The organism is Curtobacterium sp. 1544, assembly GCF_040544915.1.
Taxonomy (GTDB): Bacteria; Actinomycetota; Actinomycetes; order Actinomycetales; family Microbacteriaceae; genus Curtobacterium; species Curtobacterium pusillum_C.
In genome coordinates this window covers 42,447-68,898 of sequence record NZ_JBEPKX010000004.1, presented here as the reverse complement: position 1 = coordinate 68,898, position 26,452 = coordinate 42,447, and the positions used below count along the sequence as shown (strand labels likewise).

The window sequence follows — 26,452 nt, the reverse complement described above, 5'->3', positions numbered from 1 at the left end:
GGTCACCGCCGCCAGCTCAGAGGTCGCCGCCGACCGTCACGCGTCGAAGCGTGCGCCCTTCGGGTTCGTCGGGAGCAGGAACATGACGAACAGCACGAGCGAACCGATGCCGGCGAGTACGTGCAGGAACTGCCAGAAGCCGGACAGGTTCGCGTCGTGCAGCCGTCGGGCGCCGAGGGCGAGCGAGCCGATCAGGGTCGCGAGGGCCCACAGCACGAACAGGTACGAGCCGACCGGGTTCTCGAGCATCGGGGTGTCCGGCGTGAACGCCTGCGGCACGAGCTGCAGCACGAGACCGATCGCCAGCGACGTGATCCACCACCACCAGAACTCGGCACGGGACGCCCGCCCGGTGAACACTGTGTACTTCCGCCAGAACCGGCGGACGGCCTCGGTGAAGGGTGCCCCGTAGAAGGGGTCGCGCAGGGCCACTCCGCCGGGCTGCACGCAGTCGTCGCTCATGGAGCAAGCCAACCACGTGTCGCCGGTCGATCGCGCCCCGCAACGAACATCGCGCCCCGTCGGGACGGGGCGCGATGTTCAGGAGGGGGCGCGAACGGTGGTCGTGCAGCCCGGAGAGCCGCTACACGAGCGAGTCGCGCCAGGCGGCGTGCAGCTGGGCGAACCGCCCGGTGCCGGCGATGAGGTCGGCCGGGGTGCCGTCCTCGACGATGCGCCCGAACTCCATCACGAGCACCCGGTGGGCGATCGCGACCGTGGACAACCGGTGCGCGATGATCACCGCGGTCCGGTCGGCCAGGAGCGTCTCGAGCCCTTCCTGCACGAGCCGCTCCGACGGGATGTCGAGCGACGCCGTGGCCTCGTCGAGGATGAGCACCTTCGGGTCCGCGATGAACGCCCGGGCGAACGACAGGAGCTGCCGCTGCCCGGCCGACACCCGGCCACCGCGCTTGTTCACGTCGGTGTCGTACCCGTCGGGCAGCGCCATGATGAACTCGTGCGCGCCGACCGCCTTCGCCGACGCCTCGATCTCGGCGCGGGAAGCCCCCGGCTTGCCGAGCGCGATGTTGTCCGCGACGGTGCCGGAGAACAGGTACGCCTCCTGCGTGACCATGACGATCGCCCGGCGCATGTCCTTCGCGTCGAGTTCCCGCAGGTCCACGCCGTCGAGCTTGACCGAGCCCTGCGACGGGTCGTAGAAGCGCGCCATGAGCTTGGCGAGCGTCGACTTCCCGGCACCGGTGGACCCGACGAGCGCGATGGTCTGCCCCGCCGGGATGTGCAGGTCGAACTCCGGCAGCACGACCTTGCCCGCGTTGTACGCGAACACGACGTCGTCGAAGTCCATCTTCCCGGTGGCGTCCGGCAGCTTCACCGGCTTCGCGGGGTCCGGCACGCTCGGCCGTTCCTCGAGCACGCCGGAGATCTTCTCCATCGCGGCCGAGGCCGACTGGTACCCGTTGTAGAACATCGCGAGTTCCTGTGCCGGGTCGAAGAACCGCTTGGCGTACAGCGCGACCGCGAGCAGCGCGCCGACCTCGAGCGAGCCGTCGACGATCCGGAAGCCGCCCACGATGACGACCGCCGCGAGGGTGGCGTTGCCGATGAGCACGAGCACCGGGTCGAACGTCCCGAACAGGTTGAACACCTTGGTGTTCGCGACGCGGTAGTCCTCGACGAAGCCGCCGTACTCGTCGCGGTTGCGGTTCTCCTTGCGGAACGCCTGCACCGCGCGGATGCCCGTCATCGTCTCGACGAAGTGCACGATCACGCGCGCCGAGGCGACACGGGTGGCCCGGAACAGGGTCTGCGAGTTCGACTGGAACCAGCGGATCAGGAACCACAGCGGCACGAGCGACACGGCGAGCACGAGCCCGGAGGTCGGGTCGAGCGCCACGAGTGCGACGGCGGTGAACACCATGTACAGCACGCCCTGGATGAGCTGGTTCAGGCCGGAGTCGAGCAGCTCGCGGATGGAGTCGAGGTCACTCGTCTGGCGGGAGATGATCCGGCCGGACGTGTAGGTCTCGTGGAACTCCAGCGAGAGCCGCTGCGTGTGCAGGAACACCCGCTTGCGCAGGTCGAACAGGATCGCCTGGCTGATGCGCGCCGCGAGCACCGTGTACCAGGCGGTGAGGACCGCGCCGAGGATCGCCACGACGATGTACGTCGCGACGACCCCGAACGCCGGGACCCAGTCGTTCTGGTCCATCACGGCCGGCAGGGCGTTGTCGATGCCCCACGCGATGAGCGCCGGTCCCGCGACCGTCCCCGCGGTGGAGACCACCACGACGATGCCGAGCAGCACGAGCCGGAGCTTGAGCGGCGCGGCGAGGGAACCGAGCAGGGCGAGGGAGCGGCGGCGCAGCCGCTTGCTCTCGGCCTTGGTGAAGTCCTCACGCTCCTCGCCGCGCACACCGAGCGTGGTGATCGACGCGGTGACGGGCGCGGCAGTCTGCGCGCCCTCGGCGGTGTCGTCGACGGAAGCCGTGCCTCCAGGCAGGTTCTGGTCTGTCTGCTGGCTCATGCCATCGCCTCCTCTCGTGCGGTGGCGTCGTCGTCGTCGAGCGACGAGATGACGTAGCGGTAGTGGTCGTTGTCCGCCATCAGTTCCGAGTGGGTGCCGACGGCGGTGACGACGCCGTTCTCCATGAGCGCGACGCGGTCCGCGAGCGTCACGGTGGACGGACGGTGCGCCACGATGAGCGACGTGGTCTCGGCGAGGACGCGACGCAGGCCGGCCTCGACCCGCGCCTCGGTGTCGACGTCGAGGGCCGACAGCGGGTCGTCGAGGACGAGCACCGACGGCCGCGCCGCGATCGCGCGGGCGAGTGCCAGGCGCTGCCGCTGGCCACCGGAGAGGGACAGGCCCTCTTCCCCGACGCGCGTGTCGACGCCGTCCGGCAGGTCGTCCACGAAGGACGCCTGGGCGATGTCCAGCGCCTCGCGCATCAGCGTCTCGGCTTCCTCACCCGACACGTCCGGACGCCCGAGCAGGACGTTCTCCCGCACCGTCGTCGAGAACAGGGTGGCGTCCTCGAACGCGACGCCGACGTGGCGACGCAGTTCCTCCCTGGTGAGGTCGCGGATGTCGACCCCGTCGATCGTCACGGAACCGCCCGTGACGTCGTACAGCCGGGGCACGAGCGACAGCAGCGTGGTCTTGCCGCAGCCGGTCAGGCCGACGAGCGCCATGGTCTCGCCCGGACGGAGCTGCAGCTCGACACCGTTGATCAGGTCGGCGTACTGCGGCGGGGAGTCCTGGTACCGGAAGTGCACGGCGTTGAAGGACAGCGCACCGTGCGGCTCCGCGATCGTCTTCGGCGACGCCGGGTCCGTGATCGTGTTCTCGGAGTCCATGACCTCGAAGAAGCGGTCGACGGCAGTGCGCGTGTCGAACGTCATCGAGAGCAGGAAGCCGATCGACTCGATCGGGAACCGGAGCACCGTCGCCGTTGCGAAGAACGCGAACAGCTGCCCGACCGTGAGCTCCCCCTGCGAGGCGAGCCAGATGCCCGCGAGCAGGCAGAGCGCGAACGCGACGTCGGGCACGAGCAGCAGCCACAGCCAGATGCCCGCGATGGCCTTGGCCTTCTCGATCTCGGTGCCGCGCAGCGCCTCGGCCTGCTCGCTGAACTCGTCGAGCTTGTACCGGCCACGGCCGAACGCCTTGAGCACGCGGATGCCGTGCACCGACTGCTCGACGCTCGTGGCGAGGTCGCCGACCTGGTCCTGGCTGCGGCGCGCGACGACCGAGTACCGGCGCTCGAACAGCAGCCCGTTGATCCACAGCGGGATCGACGCGACCAGGAAGACCAGGCCGAGCAGCCACCCGAAGGTGAACAGCACGACGAAGCCCACGACGATCGTCACGATGTTGACGACCAGCAGCACGACGCCGAAGGCCAGCCAGCGGCGGATCAGCGACAGGTCGGAGACGGAACGGGACAGCAGCTGCCCGGACTCCCACCGGTCGTGGAACGCCACCGGCAGGTCCTGCAGCTTCGCGTAGAGCGCGTTCCGCATGCTCGTCTCGATGCGGGTCGACGGGCGCATCACCATCCGACGGCGCGAGGCGATGAAGAACGCCTCGAGCACGCCGAGCGCGAGCACGCCCAGGCCGGCGGGCCAGATCTGTGCGGAGTCCTTCGAGGACAGCGGGCCGTCGACGAGCCACTGCAGGACGTAGGGGATCGCGAGCGCCACCAGGGAGGCGCCCATGGCGGCGAACATGCCGCCGATGAGCCGGCCCTGGTAGGGCTTCACGAAGGGGTAGATCCGCGCGATCGCGCGGAAGGTAGAAGGGCGGTCGGTGGACGGGCGCGCCTGGTCTGGCGTCTTGGACATGGGGGTTGCGTCCTCGTGCGTCGTGCCGGGGCCCCGGGGCCGGCCGCTGCTGTCGCAGCCGTCGGTCTGGAGGCTCGGTGTCCGTTGCGTGGTGGTCGTCGGCCGAGCGGGTCGGTCGCGTCTCGGGCCGTGCTCGCCCTGGTCGGGCGTGCTCGGTCCGCGTCGCGGTCGCCCGCCGCCGCTGGTCGAGCGGCGTCGGTTCGGTCGGAGTGCACCGGGAGACAGTCGTCCCCCGGGTTTCAGGCGTGGGCTCGCGCGGGCCCGTGCTCGTCGTCGTCGCGGCTGTCGCGGCGGCTCGTCGCGTGCTCGTCGTCGTCGGGCGGTGCCGACGACTCGTCGCTGGCTGTGGGAGGCAGCCCTACGCGGACAGCGGTGCCGTGACGGCGGGCGCACCCCGGAAGGGGTGCGGCGCGACGGCCGCGTGTGCGGGACGCGGCCGTACGCCGCGTGCTCCGCCGAACGGTCGTGCGTCGGGAGCGGTCCCCACGAAGATCACGAGACCCGCACGGGCAGCCGTCGCCACGGTTCCGGTCGTCGTGTTCATCGTCACTCCAGTCGTCGTCTTCGTCACCGTTGTGTCCGCGGTGCCGCCGACCCGGTTGGAGGTCGTCGGCGTGCCTGTCGCGGAGCCTTACAGACTATTCAGAGGAACTCACAGGGCGCAACCACTTTCCTCGAATCAGTGGAAGAAGTGCCGCTCGCCGGTGAAGTACATCGTCACGCCAGCAGCCTTCGCGGCCGCGATGACCTCGTCGTCGCGGACGCTCCCGCCGGGCTGGGCCACGGCACGGACACCGGCGTCGAGGAGCACCTGCAGACCGTCCGCGAACGGGAAGAAGGCATCCGAGGCCGCGACGCTGCCCGCCGCACGCTCACCGGCGCGGTTCACCGCGAGGTGGCACGAGTCGACGCGGTTGACCTGGCCCATGCCGACGCCGACGCTCGCGCCCAGGTTCGCCAGGAGGATCGCATTCGACTTCACGGCACGGCTGGCCTTCCACGCGAACGCGAGGTCGGTGAGCGTCTGCTCGTCGGCCGGCTCGCCCGCGACGAGGGTCCAGGTGGACTGGTCGAACGCCGTGAACCGGTCGGCGTCCTGCACGAGGAACCCGCCGGAGATCTGCTTCACCTCACGCTCGGCCAGCGCGAAGTCCGTCTGCAGCGTGAGCAGGCGGATGTTCTTCTTGCGCGAGAGGATCTCGATCGCCTCGGGGTCGAACGCCGGAGCGACGACGACCTCGGTGAAGATGTCCTTGACCGTCTCGGCCATGGCGACCGTGACCGGGCGGTTCGCGGCGATGACCCCACCGAACGCGGACAGCGGGTCGCAGGCGTGCGCGGCGGCGTGGGCGGCGGCGATCGGGTCGGCGGCGTCGGCCGGGGCGATCGCGATGCCGCACGGGTTGGCGTGCTTGATGATCGCGACCGCGGGCTCGGCGAAGTCGTACGCCGCGCGGACCGCTGCGTCGGCGTCGACGTAGTTGTTGTACGACATCTCCTTGCCGTGCAGCTGCGTGGCCTGGGCGATGCCGGTGCCCTGCGCGCTCGTGTACAGCGCGGCGGCCTGGTGGGCGTTCTCGCCGTACCGGAGCGTGGCGGCGAGGTCGGCGCCGAACGACAGGTGCTCGTCGAAGGCGCCGGGCGTCTCGACCTCGCCGGCCGTGGTCGGTGCCGCTGCCTCGGCCGCGACGACGTCGCTCGCGAAGTAGGACGCGACCGCGGTGTCGTACGCGGCGGTGTGCGCGAAGGCCTGGGCGGCGAGGCGCTTCCGGAGCTCGAGCGTGGTCCCGCCCGCACGGACGGCCTCGACGACCTCGGCGTAGGACGCCGGCGAGACGACGATCGCGACGTTCGGGTGGTTCTTCGCCGACGCGCGGACCATCGCCGGGCCGCCGATGTCGACGTTCTCGACCACGGTCGCGGTGTCGGCACCAGAGGCCACCGTCTCGACGAACGGGTACAGGTTGACGACGACGAGCTCGAACGGCTCGATGCCGAGGTCGGCGAGCTGCTGCTCGTGCGACTCGAGGCGCAGGTCGGCGAGGAGACCCGCGTGCACCGACGGGTGCAGGGTCTTCACCCGGCCGTCGAGCGACTCCGGGAAGCCCGTGACGCTCGACACGTCGGTGACGGCGTACCCGGCGTCGCGGATGGTCTGCGCCGTGGACCCGGTCGACACGATCTCGACACCGGAGTCGGCGAGCGCCCCGGCGAGCTCGAGCAGGCCGGACTTGTCGCTCACCGAGATGAGCGCCCGCCGCACGGGGACGGTGTCCCGGTCGCGGTACAGGCTGGGGTCGGCTGCGTGCACGCTCATGCGCTCGGGGTGCCCTTCAGGTCGGTGGTGCCGTTGGCGATGTCGAGGATGGTCTGGATGAGCAGGCGTCGCTCGACCGGCTTGATGCGGTCGTGCAGCGTCGACTCGGAGTCGCCCGGCAGGACGGGGATGCGCTCCTGCGCCAGGATCGGGCCGCTGTCGACGCCGTCGTCGACCTTGATGACGCTCGCCCCGGTCTGCTCGACTCCTGCGGCGAGGGCGTCCCGCACGCCGTGGGCGCCGGGGAACTCGGGCAGGTACGCGGGGTGGGTGTTGATGATCGCCGGACCGAACTCGGACACGACCGCCGGCGGCAGCAGGCGCATGAGGCCGGACAGCACGAGGAGGTCGGGCGACCACGGGCGGATCTGGGCGGCGAGCTCGTCGCCCCAGGCCGCGCGTGAGTCGAAGCGGGAGAACGGCACGGTGAACGTCGGGATCGAGAACTCCTCGCCGAGCGCGAGCCCCTCGGCGTCGCGGTCGGCACCGATGGCGACGACGCGTGCGGGGTACTCGGCGTCGAGGGTCGCTTCGAGCAGGGCTCGGAGGTTCGAGCCGGTACCGGAGATCAGGACGACCAGTTCGAGCACGCTGACAACCCTACCGGGCCTGGTGTCGTGCGACGGCGGTCGCTACCGGTCGTCCTTGGGGCGGCGCCACCAGGGCAGCTCGTCCTCGGGGATCTGGTCGGTGGCGTCCCACTTCGGCGTCGCCGGCTTCGTAGAGGCGGGGGCCTCGGGCTCGTCGTCGCGCCCGGCGACGAACTCCTCGGTGCTCCACGGGAACGCCGGCTGCGCCTCGGTCCCCGGTGCTGTCGGCGCCGGCACGGAGGGCTGCTCGCGCTCGACGTCGGCTCCCGTGACGCGGTCCCGGAGTTCGCCGGCGCGTCCGCGCACGCCGTCGGCTGCTCCGCGCAGGCGGTCCCGGATCGAACCGAGCCGGCCACGGGCGGCCGGCTCCGGCTGGTCGGTGACACGGGCGGCCGCGACGGCGTCGGTGCGTGCCCAGTCCGGCAGCTCGACGTCCGCATCGGGGTCGCGGTCGGGCCTGGAGGCACGGACCGGCTCCACCGGCACGCTCGGCTCCGGCACGTGGTCGGCTCCGCGCCCGTCGGCTGCGTGGCCGTCGGCTGCGTGGTCGTGGATCGGCTCGGTCGGCTGGTCGGCGGGTGCTGCAGCGGTGGTCGATGCCCCAGCGTGGGCCTCCTCGACGACGAACCGGTGCACGTCCGTGGTCCGGCCGGCGCCGGCCTGGTCGAGCGCTGCGAGCAGGGAGGCCTCGCGGTCCGCGGTCTCGGGCGCGTCCGACTCGTCGCTCTCGTGCCAGCGTTCCCGCGACCACCCGCGGTCGGGCAGCCGGACGAGGTCGCTCCCGGCAGCCAGTGCCACGACGGCCGGGAGCCCGACCTCGAGCGCTGCGAAGGCCCCCACGACGAGGGCGTGCGGTCCGACGTCGGCCAGTCGACCGGGGCCGAACGAGCCCGACGTGACCCAGGCGATCATCCCGGTGAGCAAGCCGGCGGCCAGGCCCGCAGCGACCCCGCCGAGGGCGCGGCGCAGGGCGGAGTTCGCGGTGCCGAGCGCCTGCACGAGCCGCGGCCGGAGCAGCCCGCCCACGGCGAACCCGGCGATCACCGGCACGAGCACCCAGACCAGCCCGAAGGTGTGGCCGGAAGCGGGCAGCGCACCGAAGACCGGGATGCCGGGGATCGGCCCGAGCGTGGTGCCGATCGGCGAGACGCTCGAACCGGTCCCGATGGCGAAGCCGGGTCCGACGAGCCACGACGTCGCCCAGCCGACGAAGTCCGGCAGGAACGCGAGCTGCCCGACGGTCAGGGCGATGCCACCGACGACACCGGCATGCGACCGCTCGTAGAGGGAGATGACCTCGGCGAAGGAGCCGAAGAGCAGGAAGGCGACCACGATGCCCGCCACGGCGACGACCGCGGCCGTCGCGGCGGTGCCGGCACGGAGTCCGAACGCAGCCACGGCGCGCCACACGGACGGCACCCGGTCGAGCAGGTCGAGCACGCGCTGCGTCACCGGGTCGGCGGAGAGCCCCCGGCGACGCCGGCAGACCTCGGACGTGACGAACGCGGGGATGCCGAACCAGAGCGCGGGCAGGACGATCGCCTGCCAGACGGAGGGATCGGTCGCGGCGGACCGCGACGAGAGCGCGACCGCGAGTCCGAGGGCAGCGACCACGCCGGTGCCGACCAGGAGCCCCGTCGTGCGGTGCTCGGTCTCGGCGAAGCGTCGTCCGGCGCGACCGGCGAGCCAGGCGGTGACGATCGCGAACCCGAGCGCAGCGAGCGTGACGTGGATCGGGTCGGTGGCACCGCTCACTCCGGAGGACTTCGCCAGCGCCGAACCGAGCAGGAACGACACGTCGACGCCGTGCCCGACGAGCCAGACGCTCCCGGTGGCCTTCCAGAAGACGTCCCAGTCGATCTGCAGGCCGTACTCGAACCCCCACAGCAACGTCAGCGGCACGAGGGCGATCCCGAGGCCGACGCCGACCGTCACGACCGCCTCGATCGCGGCGAGCAGTGCGGTTCCCAGGCGGTTCATCGCAGCGAGGATACGTGAGCCGACCCCCGAACGACGGGAGGCTCGGCGCGGAACCCGCACCGAGCCTCCCGGCTTCGTCCCGATCGTCTGCCGGGCGGTGGTCGCTAGCGGGCGGCGACCACCTCGCGCAGCAGCGCCGCCGTCTCGGACGGCGTCTTGCCGACCTTGACGCCGGCGGCCTCGAGCGCCTGCTTCTTCGCCTCGGCCGTGCCGGCGGAACCGGACACGATCGCGCCGGCGTGGCCCATCGTCTTGCCCTCGGGCGCCGTGAAGCCCGCGACGTAGCCGACGACCGGCTTGGTGACGTGCGCCTTGATGTAGTCGGCCGCACGCTCCTCGGCGTCGCCACCGATCTCGCCGATCATGACGATCGCCTCGGTCTCGGGGTCGGCCTCGAACGCGGCGAGTGCGTCGATGTGCGTGGTGCCGATGACCGGGTCGCCGCCGATGCCGATGGCGGTCGAGAAGCCCAGGTCACGGAGCTCGTACATCATCTGGTAGGTCAGCGTGCCGGACTTCGAGACGAGACCGATCGGACCCTTGCCGGTGATCGTCGCCGGGGTGATGCCGACGAGCGACTCCCCGGGGGTGATGATGCCGGGGCAGTTCGGGCCGATGATGCGGGTCTTACCGCCGAGGGCCTTCGCGTGCGCCCAGAACTCCGCGGAGTCCTGCACGGGGATGCCCTCGGTGATGACGACGACCAGCGGGATCGCGGCGTCGATGGCTTCGAGCACGGCGTCCTTCGCGAACGCCGGCGGTACGAAGACGATCGAGACGTCCGCACCGGTGGTGTCGATGGCTTCGCGCACCGAGCCGAACACGGGCAGGGTGACGTCGCCGTGGGTCACGGTGGTGCCGGCCTTGCGGGCGTTGACACCGCCGACGACGTTGGTGCCGGCCTTGAGCATGAGCGCCGTGTGCTTGGTGCCCTCGCCGCCGGTGATGCCCTGGACGATGACCTTGGAGTCCTTGTTGAGGAAGATCGACATTGTTCTGAGCGCTCCTTACGCCGCGGCCGCGGCGAGCTCGGCGGCCTGCTCGGCCGCATCGTCCATGGTCGCGGCGACGGTGACGAGCGGGTGCGCCGCCTCCGCCAGGATCCGACGACCCTCTTCCACGTTGTTGCCGTCGAGGCGGACGACGAGCGGCTTGGTGGCCGCGTCGCCGAGGATGCCCAGCGCGGCGACGATGCCGTTCGCGACGGCGTCGCAGGCGGTGATGCCGCCGAAGACGTTCACGAAGACGCTCTTCACCTGCGGGTCGCCGAGGATGACGTCGAGGCCGTTCGCCATGACCTCGGCCGACGCACCGCCGCCGATGTCGAGGAAGTTGGCGGGCTTCACGCCGCCGTGGCGCTCACCGGCGTAGGCGACGACGTCGAGGGTCGACATGACGAGCCCCGCACCGTTGCCGATGACGCCGACCTGGCCGTCGAGCTTGACGTAGTTCAGGCCGTGTGCCTTCGCCTTGGCCTCGAGCGGGTCCTCGCTCGCGGTGTCCTCGAGCGCCTTGTGGTTCTCGTGCCGGAAGTCGGCGTTCTCGTCGAGCGAGACCTTGCCGTCGAGCGCGAGGATCTGTCCGTCGCCCGTGCGGACGAGGGGGTTGACCTCGACGAGGGTGGCGTCCTCGCCCTTGTAGACGTCGTAGAGCTTCACGAAGACGTCGGCGACCTGGTCGCGGAGTGCCTCGGGGAAGTTCGCCTGCGTCGCGATCTCGAGCGCCGCCGCCTTGTCGATCCCGGTCAGCGGGTCGACCTCGACGCGGGCGAGTGCCTCGGGCTTCTCGACCGCGAGCTGCTCGATCTCCATGCCGCCCTCGACGCTGGTGAGCGAGAGGTACGAGCGGTTCGCCCGGTCGAGCAGCACGGAGAAGTAGAACTCCTCGGCGATGTCGGCTCCCTGGGCGACCATGACGCGCTTGACGGTGTGGCCCTTGATGTCGAGGCCGAGGATCGCCTGCGCGTGCTCGAACGCCTCGTCCGGGGACTTCGCGACCTTGACGCCGCCGGCCTTGCCGCGACCGCCGACCTTGACCTGCGCCTTGACGACGACGACGCCACCGATCTTCTCGGCCGCTGCCTTCGCCTCCTCAGGGGTGTCGGCGATGATCCCCTGCAACACGGGGACACCGTAGGACTCGAAGAGGTCCCTGGCCTGGTACTCGAAAAGATCCACGCTGTTCTTCTTCCCGCACGGTTCGTGCGATCGGCATCGGTTACCCGGTCGCCACACTCCACATCGAGGGTCGCTCGATGTCGAGACAACGGCCGACGACCAGACTAGCGCTGGCTCGGTGTGCGCCCGGTCCATGCGCGAGATGCCCGGTCGGGAAGGCGCGGTCGCTCGACCACCCGTCGGCGACCGCGCTCCACTCCCCCGAGCACGGCGAGTGTGCCCCGCCGGGGTGACCCCGAGGTGGCCGCCAGGTGAACGGGCACCCTCGGTGCGCCCACCGGACAGGTGTCCCCCGGACTGTGCGGACCTCGGACACCGGCCCGGGTACGCAGGTCGAGGGCCCCGGAACAGTCCGGGCCCCTGACGGGAGGACCCCCATGACCACGGACGCGAACCAGGCAGCGCAGGAACGCCTCGGCGGCATCATCGGCGACCGCGCCTTCGACCGCTTCGGCGAGGTGTGGGCGGAGGACGTGGTCGACCACGACCCGGCGCCCGACCAGGCTCCGGGGCTGACGGGCATCGTCGACTTCTGGCGTGCCTTCACGACGGCGTTCCCGGACCTCGAGCTCACGCCGGACCCGCTGGTCGTGACCGACGACTTCGTCACAGCGGTGTTCACGATCCGTGGCACGCACACGGGGCCGTTCCAGGGTCACGAACCCTCCGGCCGATCGTTCGAGGTGCGCGGGATCCAGGTGTCGAAGTTCCGCGACGGCAAGATCGTCGAGCGCTGGGGTGCGACCGACGAGCAGGGTCTGGCACAGCAGCTGCAGCTCGGCGGTCAGCAGGACGCGTAGACAGGGACCGGATTCGACGAGAGGAACCACCATGAGCGACCCCGGCATCACCCCTGACGACGGAACCGACGAGTTCCGCGACGACGACGTGGACACCGAGCACGTCGGACCGTACGAGTACGACGACGCCGAAGAGTCCCTGGAGACCGTGACGAACGACGCGGTCGCCGGCGAGACGGTCGACCCGCAGCCCGGCGACGGCACCGACGACGGCCCGACCGGCGGCGCGCCCGGCGAGGGCTCACCGGACCTGTGGGAGCACGAGGACGAGGACCGCCCGGACCTCGGGAACGACCTCGGTACCAAGCCGCTCTGACCGAGGGCGCACCGAGCACGGCCCGGTACGATCGGGCCGTGCTCCGTCGTGTCCAGGACAGCGTCCGCCGCCTGCCCGCGCTCGCACGGCTGTCGGCGATCGCCGCGCTCCTGCTCATCGCGGCAGCCGCGCAGACCGGCGTCCGTTCCGGAGTCACCGCGTGCGGCCCCGGGACGTACGGGCCGCCGTGCGGCACGAACGTGGCCTGGCTCCCGCTGGTCGTCGCCGGCGTCCTGCTCGCCGTGGTCGCCGGGTCCCCCGGCCATCTCTGGCCGCTGCCGGCGATGTGGTTGGTCGTGTCGACGATCGCAGCCGCGACGGGACCCGTGGGCAGCACGGCGTTCCTGGTCCTCGCCCTGGTGGGTGGGACGATCGCGCTCGCCGTCGCGATCGTGGTCGACGTCGCCCCGCGCGTCCGCGCCGCGCGACGCAGGACCGATCGGTGAGTCGCCGCCGGACTGGAGGCGCGGTGCCGGACGCGCACCGCGCCTCCAGTCCGCCATCCGGTCGCGTCGCGGACCGCGACCTGCGTCGGTTCCTCGCCGACAGCACGCCGGTGGCGGCCGGCGGCCGCGCCATCCTGCTGCAGATCGCCGACCCCGTCGTCGCGGCGGGGGTCCGGAAGCACTCGGACTTCGCGCGCCGGCCGCAGCAGCGGCTCGCCCACACCCTGATGTTCGTCTACGCGGTCGTGATCGGCACCGACGAGGAGGCTGCCACCGCGGCGTCGTTCGTGCACCAGGCGCACCGACCGGTCGCCGGCGCCGACGAGGTCGACCGGCAGCTCTGGGTCGCCGCGACCCTGTACGACTCCGCGATGCGTGCGCACGAGTTGTTCGGCGACCCGGTGGACGACCGGCGCGCCCAGGCGGTCCTCGACGCGTACGCCCCGATCGGCACGGCACTGCGGGTCCCGGCAGACCGGTGGCCGACGACGGTCGCAGGGTTCGAGCAGTACTGGACCGCCGAGCTCGAGCACCTCGAGGTGACCGACGACGCCCGCGCGGTCGTCCGCGACCTGCTGCACCCGCGCTTCGCCCCGTTGTGGGTCCAGGCCGCGATGCCGCTCGTGCGGATCGTCACGGTCGGCATGCTCCCCGAGGCTCTCCGGACGCAGTACGCGTTCGCCTGGGGCCCGCGCGAGCGCTGGCGCTTCCGGCGTGCGGTGCGCCTGGTCCGGCTCGTGCGCGCGGTGGTCCCGAGGTGGCTCCTGCGATTGCCCGGCCCCCTGCTGCTGCGGTCGATGCGAGCAACGGCGAAGCAGTATTTGTCACACTGACAAATACAGTGGTACGGTCAGGTCATGGCAGTCGAACTGAACACCCGGACCACCCGGGGAGACCTCGCGACACCGACGTTCTCCACCATGCGGTTCCCCGCCGGTGAAGCCCACGTCAAGGTCGCGCACGACGCCGACGCGGGGGACCTCATCGAGATCGCGACCCTGCGCGGCACGAGCGGCGACGACCTCCTCATGCTCGGCATGTGGGCGGACGCCGTCCGGCAGCGCGGATCCCGGTCCGTCGCCCTCATCCCCTACCTGCCCGGCGCTCGGCAGGACCGCGGCCTCCCCTTCGGCGCGAAGGTCTACGCGGAGGTGATCAACGGCTTCGGCATCGACCAGGTCATCGCGTTCGACCCGCACTCGCCGGTGATCGTCGACCTCGTCGAGCGCCTGACCGTCGTCACCAGCGAAGCAGTCGTCCGCGACGCCGTGGTCGCCGGGTCCGACTACGTCGGGATCATCGCCCCCGACAAGGGCGCGGTCGCGCGGGCCTCCGCCGTCGCCGACGCCTGCGGGCTCCCGGTGTTCCGCGCCGAGAAGCACCGCAACCCGGACACCGGCAAGCTCGACGGCTTCACCTGCGAGCCGCTGCCGGACACCGGTCGCCTGCTCGTCGTCGACGACATCTGCGACGGCGGCGGCACGTTCATGGGCCTCGCGGCGGCGACGGGCCTGACGAAGGACCGCCTCGGCCTCTGGGTCTCGCACGGCGTCTTCTCCGGCCGGGCCCCGCAGCTCGCCGAGCACTTCGGGGAGATCGTCACGACGGACTCCTACCCCGCGCAGAACGCCATCGAGGGCCTGCGCACGATCGAACTCACCCCCTACCTGACGGAGCAGATCCGATGACGCAGACCGAGACCACCACGACCGGCACCACCGGCATCGAGCCCCGCCTGACCGGCCCGAGCCCGATCGCCCCGCTCCTCGCCGTCGACGGCTACAAGCACTCGCACCGGCAGGTCTACCCCGCCGGCACCACCCGGATCCTCATCAACTGGACGAACCGGTCGAACGCGCACATGCCCGAGTCGACGCACGCCGTGGTCTTCGGGCTGCAGGCGTTCATCCAGCGCCACCTCGTCGAGGCCTGGGCGCCGTTCTTCGCCGCCGACGAGGACCTGGTCGCCGACCTGTTCGAGCAGGCACTGCAGGGCTACTTCGGGCCGAACCACATCGGCACCGAGCACGTCCGGGCACTGCACCGCCTCGGGTACCTCCCGCTCGAGATCAAGGCACTGCCCGAGGGCACCCTCGCCCCGATCGGCGTCGCGACCCTGACCGTCGAGAACACGATCGACGAGTTCTTCTGGCTGCCGAACTACATCGAGACCGCCCTGTCGGCGTCGATCTGGCACCCGTCGACCGTCGCGACGAAGGCCCTGGAGTACCGCGACCTGATGGAGGACTGGGCCGCCCGCACCGGTGCCGACCCGGCGAGCATCGACTTCGCCGCGCACGACTTCTCGTTCCGCGGGCAGTCGAGCATCGAGTCGGCCGCGGCCGGCGGCGCCGGGCACCTGCTCTCGTTCCTCGGCACGGACTCGATGCCGTCGCTTGACTTCATCGACCGCTACTACCCCGGCGACAACGGATGGGTGGGCGCGAGCGTCCCCGCGACCGAGCACAGCGTGATGTGCGTCCGCGGCGCCGACGGCGAGCTCGCGACGTTCGAGCAGATCCTCGACGTGTACCCGACGGGCATCGTCTCGGCGGTCAGCGACGGCTTCGACCTGTTCAAGGTCGTCACCGAGACGCTCCCGGCGCTCAAGGACCGGATCACCGCCCGAGACGGCAAGCTCGTGATCCGCCCCGACTCGGGCGACCCGGTCGACATCGTCACCGGCACCGTCCACGGCGTCGACACCGCGGCACTGACCGACCCGGCACGCAGTCACGAGGAGAAGGGCGTCGTCGAGCTCCTCGACGAGATCTTCGGCCACACCGTGAACGAGCAGGGCTACAAGGTCCTCGACCAGCACATCGGCGTGATCTACGGCGACAGCATCACCCTCGACCGTGCCCGCCGCATCTACGAGCGCCTCGCCGCGAAGGGCTACGCGAGCGACAACATCGTGCTCGGCATCGGCTCGTACACGTACCAGTACATGACCCGCGACAACCTCGGCAGCGCCGTGAAGGCGACGTGGGCGCTGGTGGACGGCGAGCCCGTCGACATCCAGAAGGACCCGAAGACCGGCAGCGGCAAGAAGAGCGCGAAGGGCCGCATCGCCCTGCACCGGGACGCGACCGGCGAGATCCGCCAGACCGACCAGGCCTCGGCGGAGGACGAAGCCACCAGCCTCCTCCAGCCGGTGTGGGTGGACGGGCGCTTCATGGTCCTGCAGTCCTTCGCGGACGTCCGGGCGACACTCCGCCAGGAACGCACCGACCGTGCGGCGCGACGGGCATCGGCGTGACCGACGCCCCCTCGGCGGCCCGCGACCAGCCGCTCATCGCGATCGACGTCGTCCCGATGTCGTTCACGGCGAGCGACGGGCTGCGGGTCGCCACCGCGCGTCGGCCGTACGACCCGTACGCCGGCCTGGAGGCACTGCCCGGCGTGCTCCTGGACGGTGCGGAACTCCTGGCCGACGGTGCCCGACGCGCACTCGGGACCAAGACCGGGATCGACGCGGCGGCGGTCCGGCACCTCGCGCAGATCGGCGCGTTCGACGGACCCGACCGCGACCCGCGCAGCGCGGCGATCAGCGTCGCCTTCGTGGCGGTGGCTGCCCTGCCGACGGGTGGGGGGCCCGCGATCTGGCGGCGCACCGCGGTCGGGCGGCGACCCGACCAGGACGAGCCGCGCCTCCCGTTCGACCACGACGCGATCATCGCGGCCGCCCTCGACCACGTCCGCACCCGGATCTGGCGCGATCTGCCGCTGACGCGTGCGCTCCTCGGCGAGACGTTCACGACCTCGGACGCGGCCCTGCTGCAGGCAGAGCTGACGGGCGTGGCCCCGGACCCGGGCAACACCAACCGGGCGCTCCGGACGAACCCGGCGCTCGTCCGCTCCGACGCCGCCGCCGCGACGGCCACGCGCGGCGGCCGTCCCCCGGCGACCTGGACGTGGACGGACTGAGCGCGGTTGGCTGGGCGCATGCCCTCCGCCCCGCTGTCCGGTGACTCGTCCTTCGCGTTCCCGGAGTTCACCGACCCGCCCGCGTCGCCGCTCACCGTCGCCCGAGCGTGGATCGACGCCGCACAGGACGGCGACGTGTCCGAACCGCTGTCGATGACGCTCGCCACGGCCGGCGCCGACGGACGGGTCTCGGCGCGGACCGTCGACGTCAAGCGACTCGACGACGTCGGGCTCGTGTTCGGGTCCTCGTCCACGAGCCCGAAGGGCCGGCAGCTCGGCGAGAACCCGTTCGGCGCACTGCAGGTGTACTGGCGCGAGACCATGCAGCAGCTCCGGTTCGAGGGCTCCGTCGTGCCGCTGTCCGACGACGAGTCCGACGCGCTGTTCGCCGACCGGTCGCCGAAGTCGCGTGCCGCCACCGCCGTCGCCGACCAGTCCGACCCGTACGGCGACCGGTCGCTGCAGGACCTCATCGACGACGCGAACACCCTGCTGGACGAGCACGGTGACGACGTCCCGCGGCCGGGGTGCTGGCGGGCCTGGCGGCTCGAACCCGACGCGGTGGAGTTCTGGCACGGCAGCCGCGACCGCATGCACCGGCGCCTGCGCTACCGCCTCGGCCCGGACGGCTGGGCCGTCGAGCGCGTGCAACCGTAGGTCGCGATCCGAGGTCGGGTCGCTACCGGGCGATCGGGTTCGGCATCGCCCCCGCGCGGATGAGTGACGACGACTGGTCCGCCAGGTCCACCATCGACAGGGTGTTCCGCAACTGCAGCCGGTTCAGGCACGAGTGCTCGAACGTCGGCACCCGCAGGTCCAGGGGCCGCCGACGGTCCGGGTGGGCGGCGGCGTGCGCGTCGACGCACTCCCCCACGACCTCCCAGAAGCGGCGCTCCGGCAGGACCCCGTCGTCGTCGAGGATCGCCGCGACGAACCGCAGCACCCCGTCGAACACGTCGGTGAACACGGCGAGCGCCGCTTCGTCGTCGTCAACCGGGTGCACGATCCGCGCGATCTCCTCGGGCACCGGCCGGTCGTCGTGGGTCCCGAGCACCGCTGCCTCCTCGCCGATGTCCTTCATCACGGCACGCACCACGACGCCGTCCCGCACGACGAGCACGAGGTTCTCGCCGTGCGGCATGAACACCAGGTCGTGCACGGTCAGGCAGTGCACGACGGGCAGCAGGTAGGCGTCGAGCCAGCGCCGCACCCACCCGTCGGCGGGCAGCCCCGACGCGGCGATCAGCGCCGAGACCACAGCGTTCCCGGCCGCGTCGCGGTGCAGCAGCGATGCCATGGTCATCAGCCGTTCGTCGTCCGTCACCCTCGGCAGCGGACTCTCCCGCCAGAGCGCCGCGAGCATCTTCCGCTGCGGCGAGGACACGTCCACCCGGTGGTACGCATCGCCCGTGTACCCGATCGCGGCGTGCTCCCGCAGCACCTGGAACCCGGCGCCAGCCAGCGTCGGATCACCGGCGACCAGCGACGCCACCCAGTCGTTCACCGCCGGGGTGTTCCGCATGTACGCCGGGGACATCCCGCGCAGGAACCCCATGTTCTGCACGGCGAGCGCCGTCTTCACGTACGAGCGCTCCGGACGTGAGCGGTCGAACGCGGTCCGGATCGACTGCTGCGGCTGGTACTCGTCCGGGCCCTCCCCGAGGTCGACGAGGTCCTGCCGCCCGAGGTCCGGCGCGAACGTCACGGCGATCCGGTGCTGCCACTGCCACGGGTGCACGGGGATCCACACGTAGTCGTCGGGGTCGAGCCCCCGCCGCTGCAGCGTCGACCGGAACGCGGCGAGCGTCACGTCGTCGAGCTCCGCCGTCCAGTGGTCGACCTCGGTGCGGTCCGCGGCGAGCGCCAGGTGCGTGCAGCTGCGCCGCGCGGCGAGCCACCGGTACCGGAACCGGCCGCCCGTCTCGGGTGCGTAGGCGCGGAACTCGTCGAGCCCGAACCCGATCCGGCCGTTCGCGGCGATGAACGCGGGGTGCCCCTCGGTCATCGCCGACTCGACGTCCTGGAACGCGGCGACGACCTGGTCGGGCCCCTCGGTCCGTCCGCGGGCGAGCTGCGCGGCGGACGGGCCGCCCCGCCGGTGCTTCGCCGCGGCGCTCGCCAGGGTCGAGGCGATCTCCTCCAGGTAGGTCCCGAGCAGCTCGTCGGGGATGCCGAGCACATCCCGGAGTTCGAGCACGAGCTCCTGGGCGCTGAGGGGCGCGGCCTCGCCGTCGATCGTCCGCACCACCGAGGCCTCGTCGACCGACCAGTGCTCGAGCGCGTGCCGCCGGGCGCGGAACCGGTAGGTGGACTCCCCCGCGTCCAGTCGCCAGCCGTCCCCGTCCGGCACGGGTGCGACGAGCCGCTCGTGGGCGAACTCCGCGATGGACTTCGCGACGAGGTGCCGCTCGGCCGGCTCGAGGTGCTCGGGCCGCAGGTGCGCCGCGGGTCCGTCGTCGTCGGGAACGCCGATCCGGTCGGTGTCGAGCACCGACAGCAAGGCGCGTTTGCCGTCGACGTCGACCTCGCGGAGCACCCGGAACCCGACCTCGGCGTTCTTCGCGTGCACCGCGGTGTTCCGGACGTCCGGCTCGACGACGACCCGGCGTGCACCGAGGGCGTCACGGCAGTGCTCCACCACCGCCCGCATCACTGCGCCGGTGAGTCCGGGCACGCGTCCGTCGGCGGGCGGCGGGGCGACGAGCAGGTGCATGCCGACGTCGCCCGGCTCGGCGGCCCAGACGTCGGTGAGCAGGACGCTCGCCGGGTCGTAGGTCTCGGCGAGGAACACCGGGACGCCGTCGCGACGGCCGAGCCACGCGGCCTGGTCCGGGTCCGCCTGCACGCCGGCGAGGTACACGCGCACCGCCTCGACGTCGAGGTGCCCCATCTCCCACCACGACGACGCCGGGTGGGCGAGCCACGACTGCACGACGGCGGCGTCGCGGTCCGGGTCCACGGGTTCGACGGACAGGAGGCCCGGTGCGGCGCCCACGGGTCGGCGCGCCGCCGGCGCGCTGGTCGCGTCCACGGTCATGCCGTCACCTCCGCGCGCTCGGTGACGGGACGCGGGGTGGACTGCCGGGTGGCGGGCAGGCCGAACTCCTGGAAGGCGATCCGTTCCTCCAGGCCGTAGACCGACCGACCCGTGACGGACCGGATGATCGACGCGTTCCGCCACGCACCCATGCCGAGGTCCGGGGCGGTGAGTCCGTGCGTGTGCTCCTCGGCGTTCTGCACCCAGATGCGGCCGCCGAGACGGTCGACGTGGTGGTCGCGGGCGACCGCGAACCGCCCCCGCGCGTCCCGCGCGACCAGGTGCTCGACCGGGTCGAGGAACGACGTCGACCGCGGGGCGTACCCGGTGGCGAGGACGAGGCGCTCGACCTCGTGCTCGTACGTCTCGCCGAGCTGCTCGTGCCGGAGCGTCAGCCGGTACGTGCCCCGGTCGGCGAGCCACGCGGCGTCGACCACGCTCGTCTCGGTGCGGAGGCTCGTCGGGACCGGACCACGGGCGCTGATCCGGTAGAGCTGGTCGTACAGCTCGTCCACCAGGTCGGCGCTGATCCCCTTGTACAGGCCACGCTGCTCGCGTCCCAGACGGTCCCGGACACCCTCCGGCAGCGCGTGGAAGTGGTCCGTGTACTCGGGACTCGTCATCTCCAGCGTGAGTTTCGTGTCCTCCATCGGGAAGAACCGCGGCGACCGGGTGATCCAGTCGAGGCGGTAGTCGTGCTGCCGGACGTCCTCGAGCAGGTCGCGGTAGACCTCCGCCGCGGACTGCCCGCTGCCGATCACCGCGACGGACCCGGCGGTGCGCAGGGCCTGGCGGTTCGGCAGGTAGTCGGCGGAGTGGATCGCGGGACCGCCCACGCCGCGGAGGGGCTCCGGCACGACCGGTTCCGTGCCGATGCCCACGACGACGTGGCGTGCGCGGTACGTCTCGGGACCCTGATCGGTCTCGGCGTGCACCGTGAAGAGGTCCGTCGTCACGTCGTGCTCGACGGCCGTGACCCGGCGCCCCCAGCGCAGGGTGTCCAGCCGGTCGGCGGCCCAGCGGCAGTAGGCGTCGTACTCACTGCGGAGGGGGTGGAAGTCCTCGCGGATGTAGAACGGGTACAGGCGCCCGGTCTCCTTGAGCCACGCCAGGAACGAGAACGGCGACGTCGGGTCGGCCATCGTCACGAGGTCGGCCAGGAACGGCACCTGGATCGTGGCGTCGTCGAGCATCATCCCGTGGTGCCAGGCGAAGCCGTCGGCGGCGTCGAGGAACACCGCGTCGAGGTCGTCGACGGGGTCGGTCAGGCAGGCGAGACCGAGGTTGAACGGGCCGATGCCGATGCCGACGAGGTCGTGAACGGTGTCGGTGCGGTGGTCGTGGGCGCGCTGGTCGGTCGAGTGGTGCGTCATCGCGTTGCTCCTTCCGGGGCGGTGGTGGTGGCGCGGACCCGTGCCGCGGTCGCGACGACGTGGTCGAGGGACGCGCGCAGCTGGTCGATCGTCGTCTCGGGGTTGAGCAGCGTGAGCTTGTTGCACGGTCGCCCGTCGATCACGGTCTTCGCGATGAGGACCCGGCCCTCGGCGAGCAGGGCGGCCCGGATCGGGGCGACCAGGGCGTCCGCCTCGTCGTCCGTCACACCGGCCGGCTGCCAGCGGAACAGCACCGTGCTCAGCTGCGTCGGCGCGACGAGCACGAGGTCCGGGTGCTCCTGGACGAGCGCGTGCGTCGCCGCCGCGAGGTCGACCACGGCGTCGAAGGACCGACCGATGGCGTCGGCGCCCGATGCACGGAGCGTCGCCCAGAGTTTGAGGGCGTCGAACCGCCGCGTGGTCTGCAGCGACTTGTCGACCTGGTTCGGCTCGGCGGCGTCCTCCGGGTTGAGGTAGTCCGCGTACCAGGCCGTGCGGCGGAGGTCGGCGGGGTCACCCACGAGCAGGGCGCTCGACGACACCGGCTGGAAGAACGACTTGTGCAGGTCGGCGGTCACGCTCCGAGCACGCTCGATGCCGTCCAGCAGGTGCCGGCGGGTCGGGGACACGAGCAGCCCGCACCCGTACGCGGCGTCGACGTGCAGCCAGACGCCCTCGAGGTCGCACACGTCGGCGATCGCCTCGAGCGGGTCGATCACGCCGCGGTCGGTCGTGCCGGCGGTGGCGACGACGGCCACCGGGGTGCGTCCGGCGGCGCGGGCGGCGGCGACGGCCTCGGCGAGGGCGGCGGGGCGCATCCGGCCGACAGCGTCGGTGGGGACGTCGACGACGGTGTCGAGACCGAGCAGGCGGGCCGACTTGGCGATGCTGAAGTGCGTCTCGGCGGTCGCGAAGACGGTGGGCCGTGGGACGGCGCCCGCGGTCGCGGTCGCTGTGCCCGCGGTCGTCGCGGCTTCTCGTGCCAGCAGGAGGGCCTGCAGGTTGGACTGCGATCCCCCGGAGGTGAAGATCCCGTCGCCGGCGGCGAACCCGATGCGCCCCGCGAGCCACCCGACCACGTGCCGCTCCATCTCGGTGCCGATCCGCGACTGGTCCCAGGTGTCGACCGAGGGGTTCACGGCGGCGAGCACGGCCTCGGCCGCGACGGCGGGCAGGGCGACCGGGCAGTTGAGGTGCGCGAGGTACCCGGGGTCGTGGAACCAGACGGCCTCCCGGACGAACAGGTCGTCGAGTTCCTCGAGCGCCCGGTCGGTGCCGACGGGTTCGGCGTCGAGGTCGATGGCTGTGACCCGGGAACGGAGTTCGTCCGCGGTCGTGTCCGTCGTCGGACGGTCGACGGCCGCCAGGCGACGGGCGAGCCGGTCGACCGTGGCCGTGACGGTCGACCGGTAGCGGTCGGCGTTCGCGGTGGTCAGGGTTTCGGTACGGGCTGTCACGGTGGAGTCAGTCACGTTAGGTAAGGCTAACCTCACCTTCTGTTCGGCGTCACCCGAACGAGGGTGATCTCCCAGGTCCCGGGCGTGGCGCGAACGGGCTCCGGGCACGCCGACGGCATCCCGCCGGGGAACTGCGGGATGAACGGACGCTCAGCCGGTCGGCTAGAGCTTGTCGATCGGGGCGATCTTGATGAGGAGCTTCTTGCGGCCCGCGGTGTCGAACGCGATCTCCGCGATGCGCTTCGCGCCCTGCCCGGTCACCGCCGAGACCGTGCCTTCGCCGAAGTCGACGTGCTTGATGCGGTCACCGGCCACCAGCTCCATGTCGCCGTTGTCGCGGACCTGCCCGGACACCCGATTCGCCCACTCGGTCTTCGGACGGGTCTTCGCCGCCGCGGCTGCCCGGTCGTACGAGCCACCGCCCCAGCCGCCGCCACCGCGGTAGCCGCCTCCGCCACCACCGCCGCTGAACCCGCCCTCGCGCTTGGCGTTGAGCGCGCGCGGCTGCGTGCCGCCCCGGCTGTTCGCCATGCCCGGCGACTGCTTCCACTCGATGAGCCCCTCGGGGATCTCCTGCAGGAAGCGGGAGGGCATCGCCACGTTGACGTCGCCGAACTGCGCGCGGGTCATCGCCAGCGACAGGAACAGCGACTTCTTGGCGCGGGTGATGCCCACGTAGAAGAGCCTCCGCTCCTCGGACGGGCCACCCGGCTCGTTCGCCGACATCCGGTGCGGCAGCAGGTCCTCCTCGACGCCCGTCAGGAACACCGCGTCGTACTCGAGCCCCTTCGCCGTGTGCAGCGTCATGAGCGACACCGTGCCCGAGGAGTCGTCGAGCTCGTCCGCCGCGGCGACGAGCGAGACCTCGGTCAGGAAGTCGGACAGCGTGCCCTCGGGGTTGTTCTTCTGGAACTCCCGCGTCACCGCGACGAGCTCGTCGATGTTGTCGGCGCGTGCGGCGTCCTGGGCGTCCGGCGACTTCCGCAGGTTCTCGAGCAGGCCAGAGCCGTCGAGCAGCTCGGTGAGGGTGTCGACGACCGGCTGGGTCTGCGCCTTCTCCGACACGGAGTCGAGCAGGGCCGCGAACGCGGTGATGGCGTTCCGCACCTTCGGCCCGAACCCGAGTTCGTCCGCGTGGCGCAGGGCGTCCCGCATGGTCGTCTCGTGCTCGTCGGCGTAGCGCTGCAGGGTGGTCTCGGCGACCGCACCGATGCCGCGCTTCGGCACGTTGAGGATCCGGCGGAGCGCCAACGGGTCGGCGGGGTTGGCGACGGTGATCAGGTACGCCATGGCGTCCTTGATCTCCGCACGCTCGTAGAACTTCGTGCCGCCGAGCACCCGGTACGGGATCGCCGCGCGGATGAAGATCTCCTCCAGCGCACGGGTCTGCGAGTTCGTCCGGTAGAACACCGCCATGTCGCGGTAGTCGGTGCCGTCCTCGTGCAGGCGCTGGATCTCGTCGGCGACGAACTGCGCCTCGTCGTGGCCGGTGTAGCCGGTGAACCCGACGATCTTGTCGCCGGCGCCGACGTCGGTGAACAGGTTCTTCGCCTGGCGGTCGAAGTTGTTCGCGATCACGGCGTTCGCGGCGTCGAGGATGTTCTGCGTCGACCGGTAGTTCTGCTCGAGCAGGATCACCTTCGAGTTCGGGAAGTCCCGCTCGAACTCGACGATGTTGCGGATGTCGGCCCCACGGAACGCGTAGATCGACTGGTCGGAGTCGCCGACGACCGTCAGGGACGCCGGGGCGATGGACCCGTCGGCTTCGCGCATGCGGGCGACGTGCTGGCCGGAGTCCTCGAGCTTGTCGACCTGGTCGACGGGGACGGGCCGGGTGAGCTCGCGGATCAGGGAGTACTGCGCGTGGTTGGTGTCCTGGTACTCGTCGACCAGGATGTACCGGAACCGGCGCTGGTAGAGCGCTGCGACGTCCGGGAAGGCACGGAACAGGAACACCGTCTGGCCGATGAGGTCGTCGAAGTCGAAGGCGTTCGCCCGGCGCAGCTCGTTCGTGTACCGGCGGAACACCTCGGTGAACATGACCTCTTGCGGGTCGTTCGCGTTGATGTTCCGGGCGTAGGAGTCGATGTCCTGCAGTTCGTTCTTGAGCTTCGAGATCTTCGACGCCGCCGCACCGACGGTCAGGCCGAGCGAGTCCGCCTCGAGCTCCTTGATGATCCGCTTGAGCAGGGCCTTGGAGTCGGCGGAGTCGTAGATCGTGAAGGACTGCGGGAACCCGAAGCGCTCGGCTTCCCGCCGCAGGATCCGGACGCACGCCGAGTGGAACGTGGAGATCCACATGCCGTCGGACTCCTGCCCGACCAGTGCACGCACGCGCTCGCGCATCTCGGCTGCGGCCTTGTTCGTGAAGGTGATCGCCAGGATCTGCGACGGCCAGGCTTCACGGTTGGCGAGCAGCAGCGCGATGCGCCGGGTGAGCACGCTCGTCTTGCCGGAGCCGGCGCCGGCCACGATCAGCAGGGACTCGCCACGGTACTCGACCGCTTCCTTCTGCTGGGGGTTCAGGCCCGCGGTGAACGGGTCTTCGTACGCGCGGGCACCGGCGCCCGGCTCGGGCGTCGAATCGAAGGGGTCGAGCACGATCGTCATGTCCGGGACAGTCTAGGCGCGACCTCCGACAGCCGAGCGGGCGAGGACCGCCAGGTCGGTGTGGTCCGCGAACACGCCGTCGACTCCGGTGCGGACGACCGACGTGAACCACCGCTCCCAGTCGCCGAACGCCGCGACCTCGCCCCCGCGGCGGAGGGGCGCCGGCAGGAACCGGTTCTCCGGGCGGAGCGTCCACGTGTACACGGCGAGCCCGGCCTCGTGCGCGCGGTCCACGATCGCGCTCCGCACCGGCGTGGGGTCGTCGAGCGCCACGCTGTCCGTGCCCGCCATCACCGTGCCGACCGCGAGGCTGATCCCGTGGAACTCGGTCGCGAGTGACGCGAGTGCGTCGTCGGAGCGCTCCGCGGCGTACGTGGGAGCCAGCGACCCGTGGGACGCGACCTCGTCCGGGGCGCTGCCACGCGCCTCCTGGAGGTACACGAGTCGACCACCCGTCCCACGTGAGCGGAGGTCCCGGAGCACGCCCTTCTCGAAGCACTCGACCGTGAGCCGCTCGTCCCCGCGCCACCCCGTGTCGCCGAGGACGCCGTCGAGCAGCTCGTCCATCGGGAACCCGGCTCGGTGGAAGAAGTCGGCGTGCTTGACCTCCGCGACGAGCCCGACTGGTCGCGGGGCCGCGTCGAGGATGCCGAGCAGGTCCTCGAGGCGCAGGATCGGTTCCTCGCCGTCGTGCTCCGCCGAACCCGGACGGAGCGCGGGCAGGCGCTCCCGGGTGCGGAGCGTCTGCAGCTCGGCCCACGTGAAGTCCTCGGTGAACCAGCCGGTCAGTGTCTGCCCGTCGACGGTCTTCGTCGTCCGCAGGTGCCGGAACTCCGGGTGGTCCGCGACGTCGGTCGTGCCCGAGACCTCGTTCTCGTGCCGGAGCACCAGCACGCCGTCCTTCGTCGGCACGAGGTCCGGTTCGATCGCGTCGGCGCCAAGCTCGATCGCGAGCTCGTACGCGCTCCGCGAGTGCTCGGGACGGTAGCCGGACGCGCCACGGTGGGCGATCACCAGGGTCATGGCCGCACCCTACTGGGCAGCGGTGTCCGCGGCCTGGCGTGTGTCGCACGGCACATCCGGGGACGCACAGCCCGCCGTTCCCAGCTCCGGG

At 71.6% G+C, this 26,452-nt stretch carries 21 protein-coding genes; 8 read left to right on the top strand and 13 right to left on the bottom strand.

What is annotated here, in order from left to right; all coding sequences use genetic code 11:
- Positions 1–36: 36 nt before the first annotated feature.
- The 8 genes from ABIC61_RS03915 to sucC all read right to left on the bottom strand — a co-directional run bounded on the left by ABIC61_RS03915 (position 37) and on the right by sucC (position 11,372).
- On the bottom strand, positions 37–462 hold the full coding sequence (locus tag ABIC61_RS03915; RefSeq protein ID WP_354028890.1) for a DUF805 domain-containing protein: 426 nt from the start codon (positions 460–462) through the stop codon (positions 37–39).
- 121 nt (positions 463–583) lie between these two features.
- Positions 584–2,392: an ABC transporter ATP-binding protein gene (locus tag ABIC61_RS03910; protein ID WP_502908781.1), complete on the bottom strand. Its 1,809-nt coding sequence runs from the start codon at positions 2,390–2,392 to the stop codon at positions 584–586.
- A 92-nt stretch (positions 2,393–2,484) separates the two neighbouring features.
- Positions 2,485–4,308 carry an ABC transporter ATP-binding protein gene (locus tag ABIC61_RS03905; protein ID WP_354028888.1) on the bottom strand — a complete coding sequence of 608 codons (1,824 nt, stop codon included), beginning with the start codon at positions 4,306–4,308 and terminating at the stop codon, positions 2,485–2,487.
- Between the two features lie 679 nt (positions 4,309–4,987).
- Positions 4,988–6,625 carry a bifunctional phosphoribosylaminoimidazolecarboxamide formyltransferase/IMP cyclohydrolase gene (gene purH, locus ABIC61_RS03900; protein WP_354028887.1) on the bottom strand — a complete coding sequence of 546 codons (1,638 nt, stop codon included), beginning with the start codon at positions 6,623–6,625 and terminating at the stop codon, positions 4,988–4,990.
- A complete protein-coding gene (purN, locus tag ABIC61_RS03895) occupies positions 6,622–7,215 on the bottom strand; it encodes a phosphoribosylglycinamide formyltransferase (RefSeq protein WP_079237315.1) in 594 nt (197 codons plus the stop codon). Before purN ends, purH begins: the two co-directional genes overlap by 4 nt.
- Before the next feature lie 42 nt (positions 7,216–7,257).
- On the bottom strand, positions 7,258–9,195 hold the full coding sequence (locus ABIC61_RS03890) for a cell division protein PerM (RefSeq protein WP_354028886.1): 1,938 nt from the start codon (positions 9,193–9,195) through the stop codon (positions 7,258–7,260).
- Positions 9,196–9,299: 104 nt separating this feature from the next.
- On the bottom strand, positions 9,300–10,187 hold the full coding sequence (sucD, locus tag ABIC61_RS03885; RefSeq protein ID WP_354028885.1) for a succinate--CoA ligase subunit alpha: 888 nt from the start codon (positions 10,185–10,187) through the stop codon (positions 9,300–9,302).
- Between the two features lie 15 nt (positions 10,188–10,202).
- Complete coding sequence (sucC, locus tag ABIC61_RS03880; protein WP_354028884.1) at positions 10,203–11,372, bottom strand: ADP-forming succinate--CoA ligase subunit beta; 1,170 nt, start codon at positions 11,370–11,372, stop codon at positions 10,203–10,205.
- Between the two features lie 377 nt (positions 11,373–11,749).
- Between sucC and ABIC61_RS03875 the strand changes: the two genes are divergently transcribed.
- From ABIC61_RS03875 to ABIC61_RS03840, 8 genes are read left to right on the top strand one after another with little or no spacing between them, the layout of a single operon-like run.
- Positions 11,750–12,172, top strand: a complete 423-nt coding sequence (locus ABIC61_RS03875) for an ester cyclase (RefSeq protein WP_354028883.1) — start codon at positions 11,750–11,752, stop codon at positions 12,170–12,172.
- A 31-nt stretch (positions 12,173–12,203) separates the two neighbouring features.
- On the top strand, positions 12,204–12,488 hold the full coding sequence (locus ABIC61_RS03870) for a hypothetical protein (RefSeq protein ID WP_144753159.1): 285 nt from the start codon (positions 12,204–12,206) through the stop codon (positions 12,486–12,488).
- 38 nt (positions 12,489–12,526) lie between these two features.
- Complete coding sequence (locus tag ABIC61_RS03865) at positions 12,527–12,934, top strand: hypothetical protein (RefSeq protein ID WP_354028882.1); 408 nt, start codon at positions 12,527–12,529, stop codon at positions 12,932–12,934.
- On the top strand, positions 12,931–13,767 hold the full coding sequence (locus ABIC61_RS03860) for an oxygenase MpaB family protein (RefSeq protein ID WP_354028881.1): 837 nt from the start codon (positions 12,931–12,933) through the stop codon (positions 13,765–13,767). Before ABIC61_RS03865 ends, ABIC61_RS03860 begins: the two co-directional genes overlap by 4 nt.
- A 24-nt stretch (positions 13,768–13,791) precedes the next feature.
- Positions 13,792–14,622, top strand: coding sequence for a phosphoribosyltransferase family protein (locus ABIC61_RS03855; protein ID WP_354028880.1), 831 nt, complete (start codon positions 13,792–13,794; stop codon positions 14,620–14,622).
- Positions 14,619–16,193 carry a nicotinate phosphoribosyltransferase gene (locus ABIC61_RS03850; protein ID WP_354028879.1) on the top strand — a complete coding sequence of 525 codons (1,575 nt, stop codon included), beginning with the start codon at positions 14,619–14,621 and terminating at the stop codon, positions 16,191–16,193. Before ABIC61_RS03855 ends, ABIC61_RS03850 begins: the two co-directional genes overlap by 4 nt.
- The gene (locus ABIC61_RS03845) at positions 16,190–16,861 is read left to right on the top strand and encodes an NUDIX hydrolase (protein WP_354028878.1); all 672 of its coding nucleotides are present in this window, start codon (positions 16,190–16,192) and stop codon (positions 16,859–16,861) included. Before ABIC61_RS03850 ends, ABIC61_RS03845 begins: the two co-directional genes overlap by 4 nt.
- Positions 16,862–16,879: 18 nt before the next feature.
- On the top strand, positions 16,880–17,518 hold the full coding sequence (locus ABIC61_RS03840) for a pyridoxal 5'-phosphate synthase (protein WP_354028877.1): 639 nt from the start codon (positions 16,880–16,882) through the stop codon (positions 17,516–17,518).
- A gap of 22 nt (positions 17,519–17,540) precedes the next feature.
- On the opposite strand, the gene ABIC61_RS03835 is transcribed toward ABIC61_RS03840, so the two are convergent.
- From ABIC61_RS03835 to ABIC61_RS03815, 5 genes are all read right to left on the bottom strand, one after another.
- Positions 17,541–19,898 (bottom strand): GNAT family N-acetyltransferase, encoded by a 2,358-nt coding sequence (locus ABIC61_RS03835; protein ID WP_354028876.1) that lies wholly within the window; start codon positions 19,896–19,898, stop codon positions 17,541–17,543.
- Positions 19,895–21,271: a lysine N(6)-hydroxylase/L-ornithine N(5)-oxygenase family protein gene (locus tag ABIC61_RS03830; protein ID WP_354028875.1), complete on the bottom strand. Its 1,377-nt coding sequence runs from the start codon at positions 21,269–21,271 to the stop codon at positions 19,895–19,897. Before ABIC61_RS03830 ends, ABIC61_RS03835 begins: the two co-directional genes overlap by 4 nt.
- On the bottom strand, positions 21,268–22,743 hold the full coding sequence (locus tag ABIC61_RS03825; RefSeq protein ID WP_354028874.1) for a pyridoxal phosphate-dependent decarboxylase family protein: 1,476 nt from the start codon (positions 22,741–22,743) through the stop codon (positions 21,268–21,270). The genes ABIC61_RS03830 and ABIC61_RS03825 overlap by 4 nt, the downstream gene beginning before the upstream one ends.
- 147 nt (positions 22,744–22,890) lie before the next feature.
- Positions 22,891–25,338, bottom strand: a complete 2,448-nt coding sequence (locus ABIC61_RS03820) for an ATP-dependent helicase (RefSeq protein ID WP_354028873.1) — start codon at positions 25,336–25,338, stop codon at positions 22,891–22,893.
- Positions 25,339–25,350: 12 nt separating this feature from the next.
- Positions 25,351–26,361, bottom strand: coding sequence for a glycerophosphodiester phosphodiesterase family protein (locus ABIC61_RS03815; RefSeq protein ID WP_354028872.1), 1,011 nt, complete (start codon positions 26,359–26,361; stop codon positions 25,351–25,353).
- Positions 26,362–26,452: the final 91 nt, after the last annotated feature.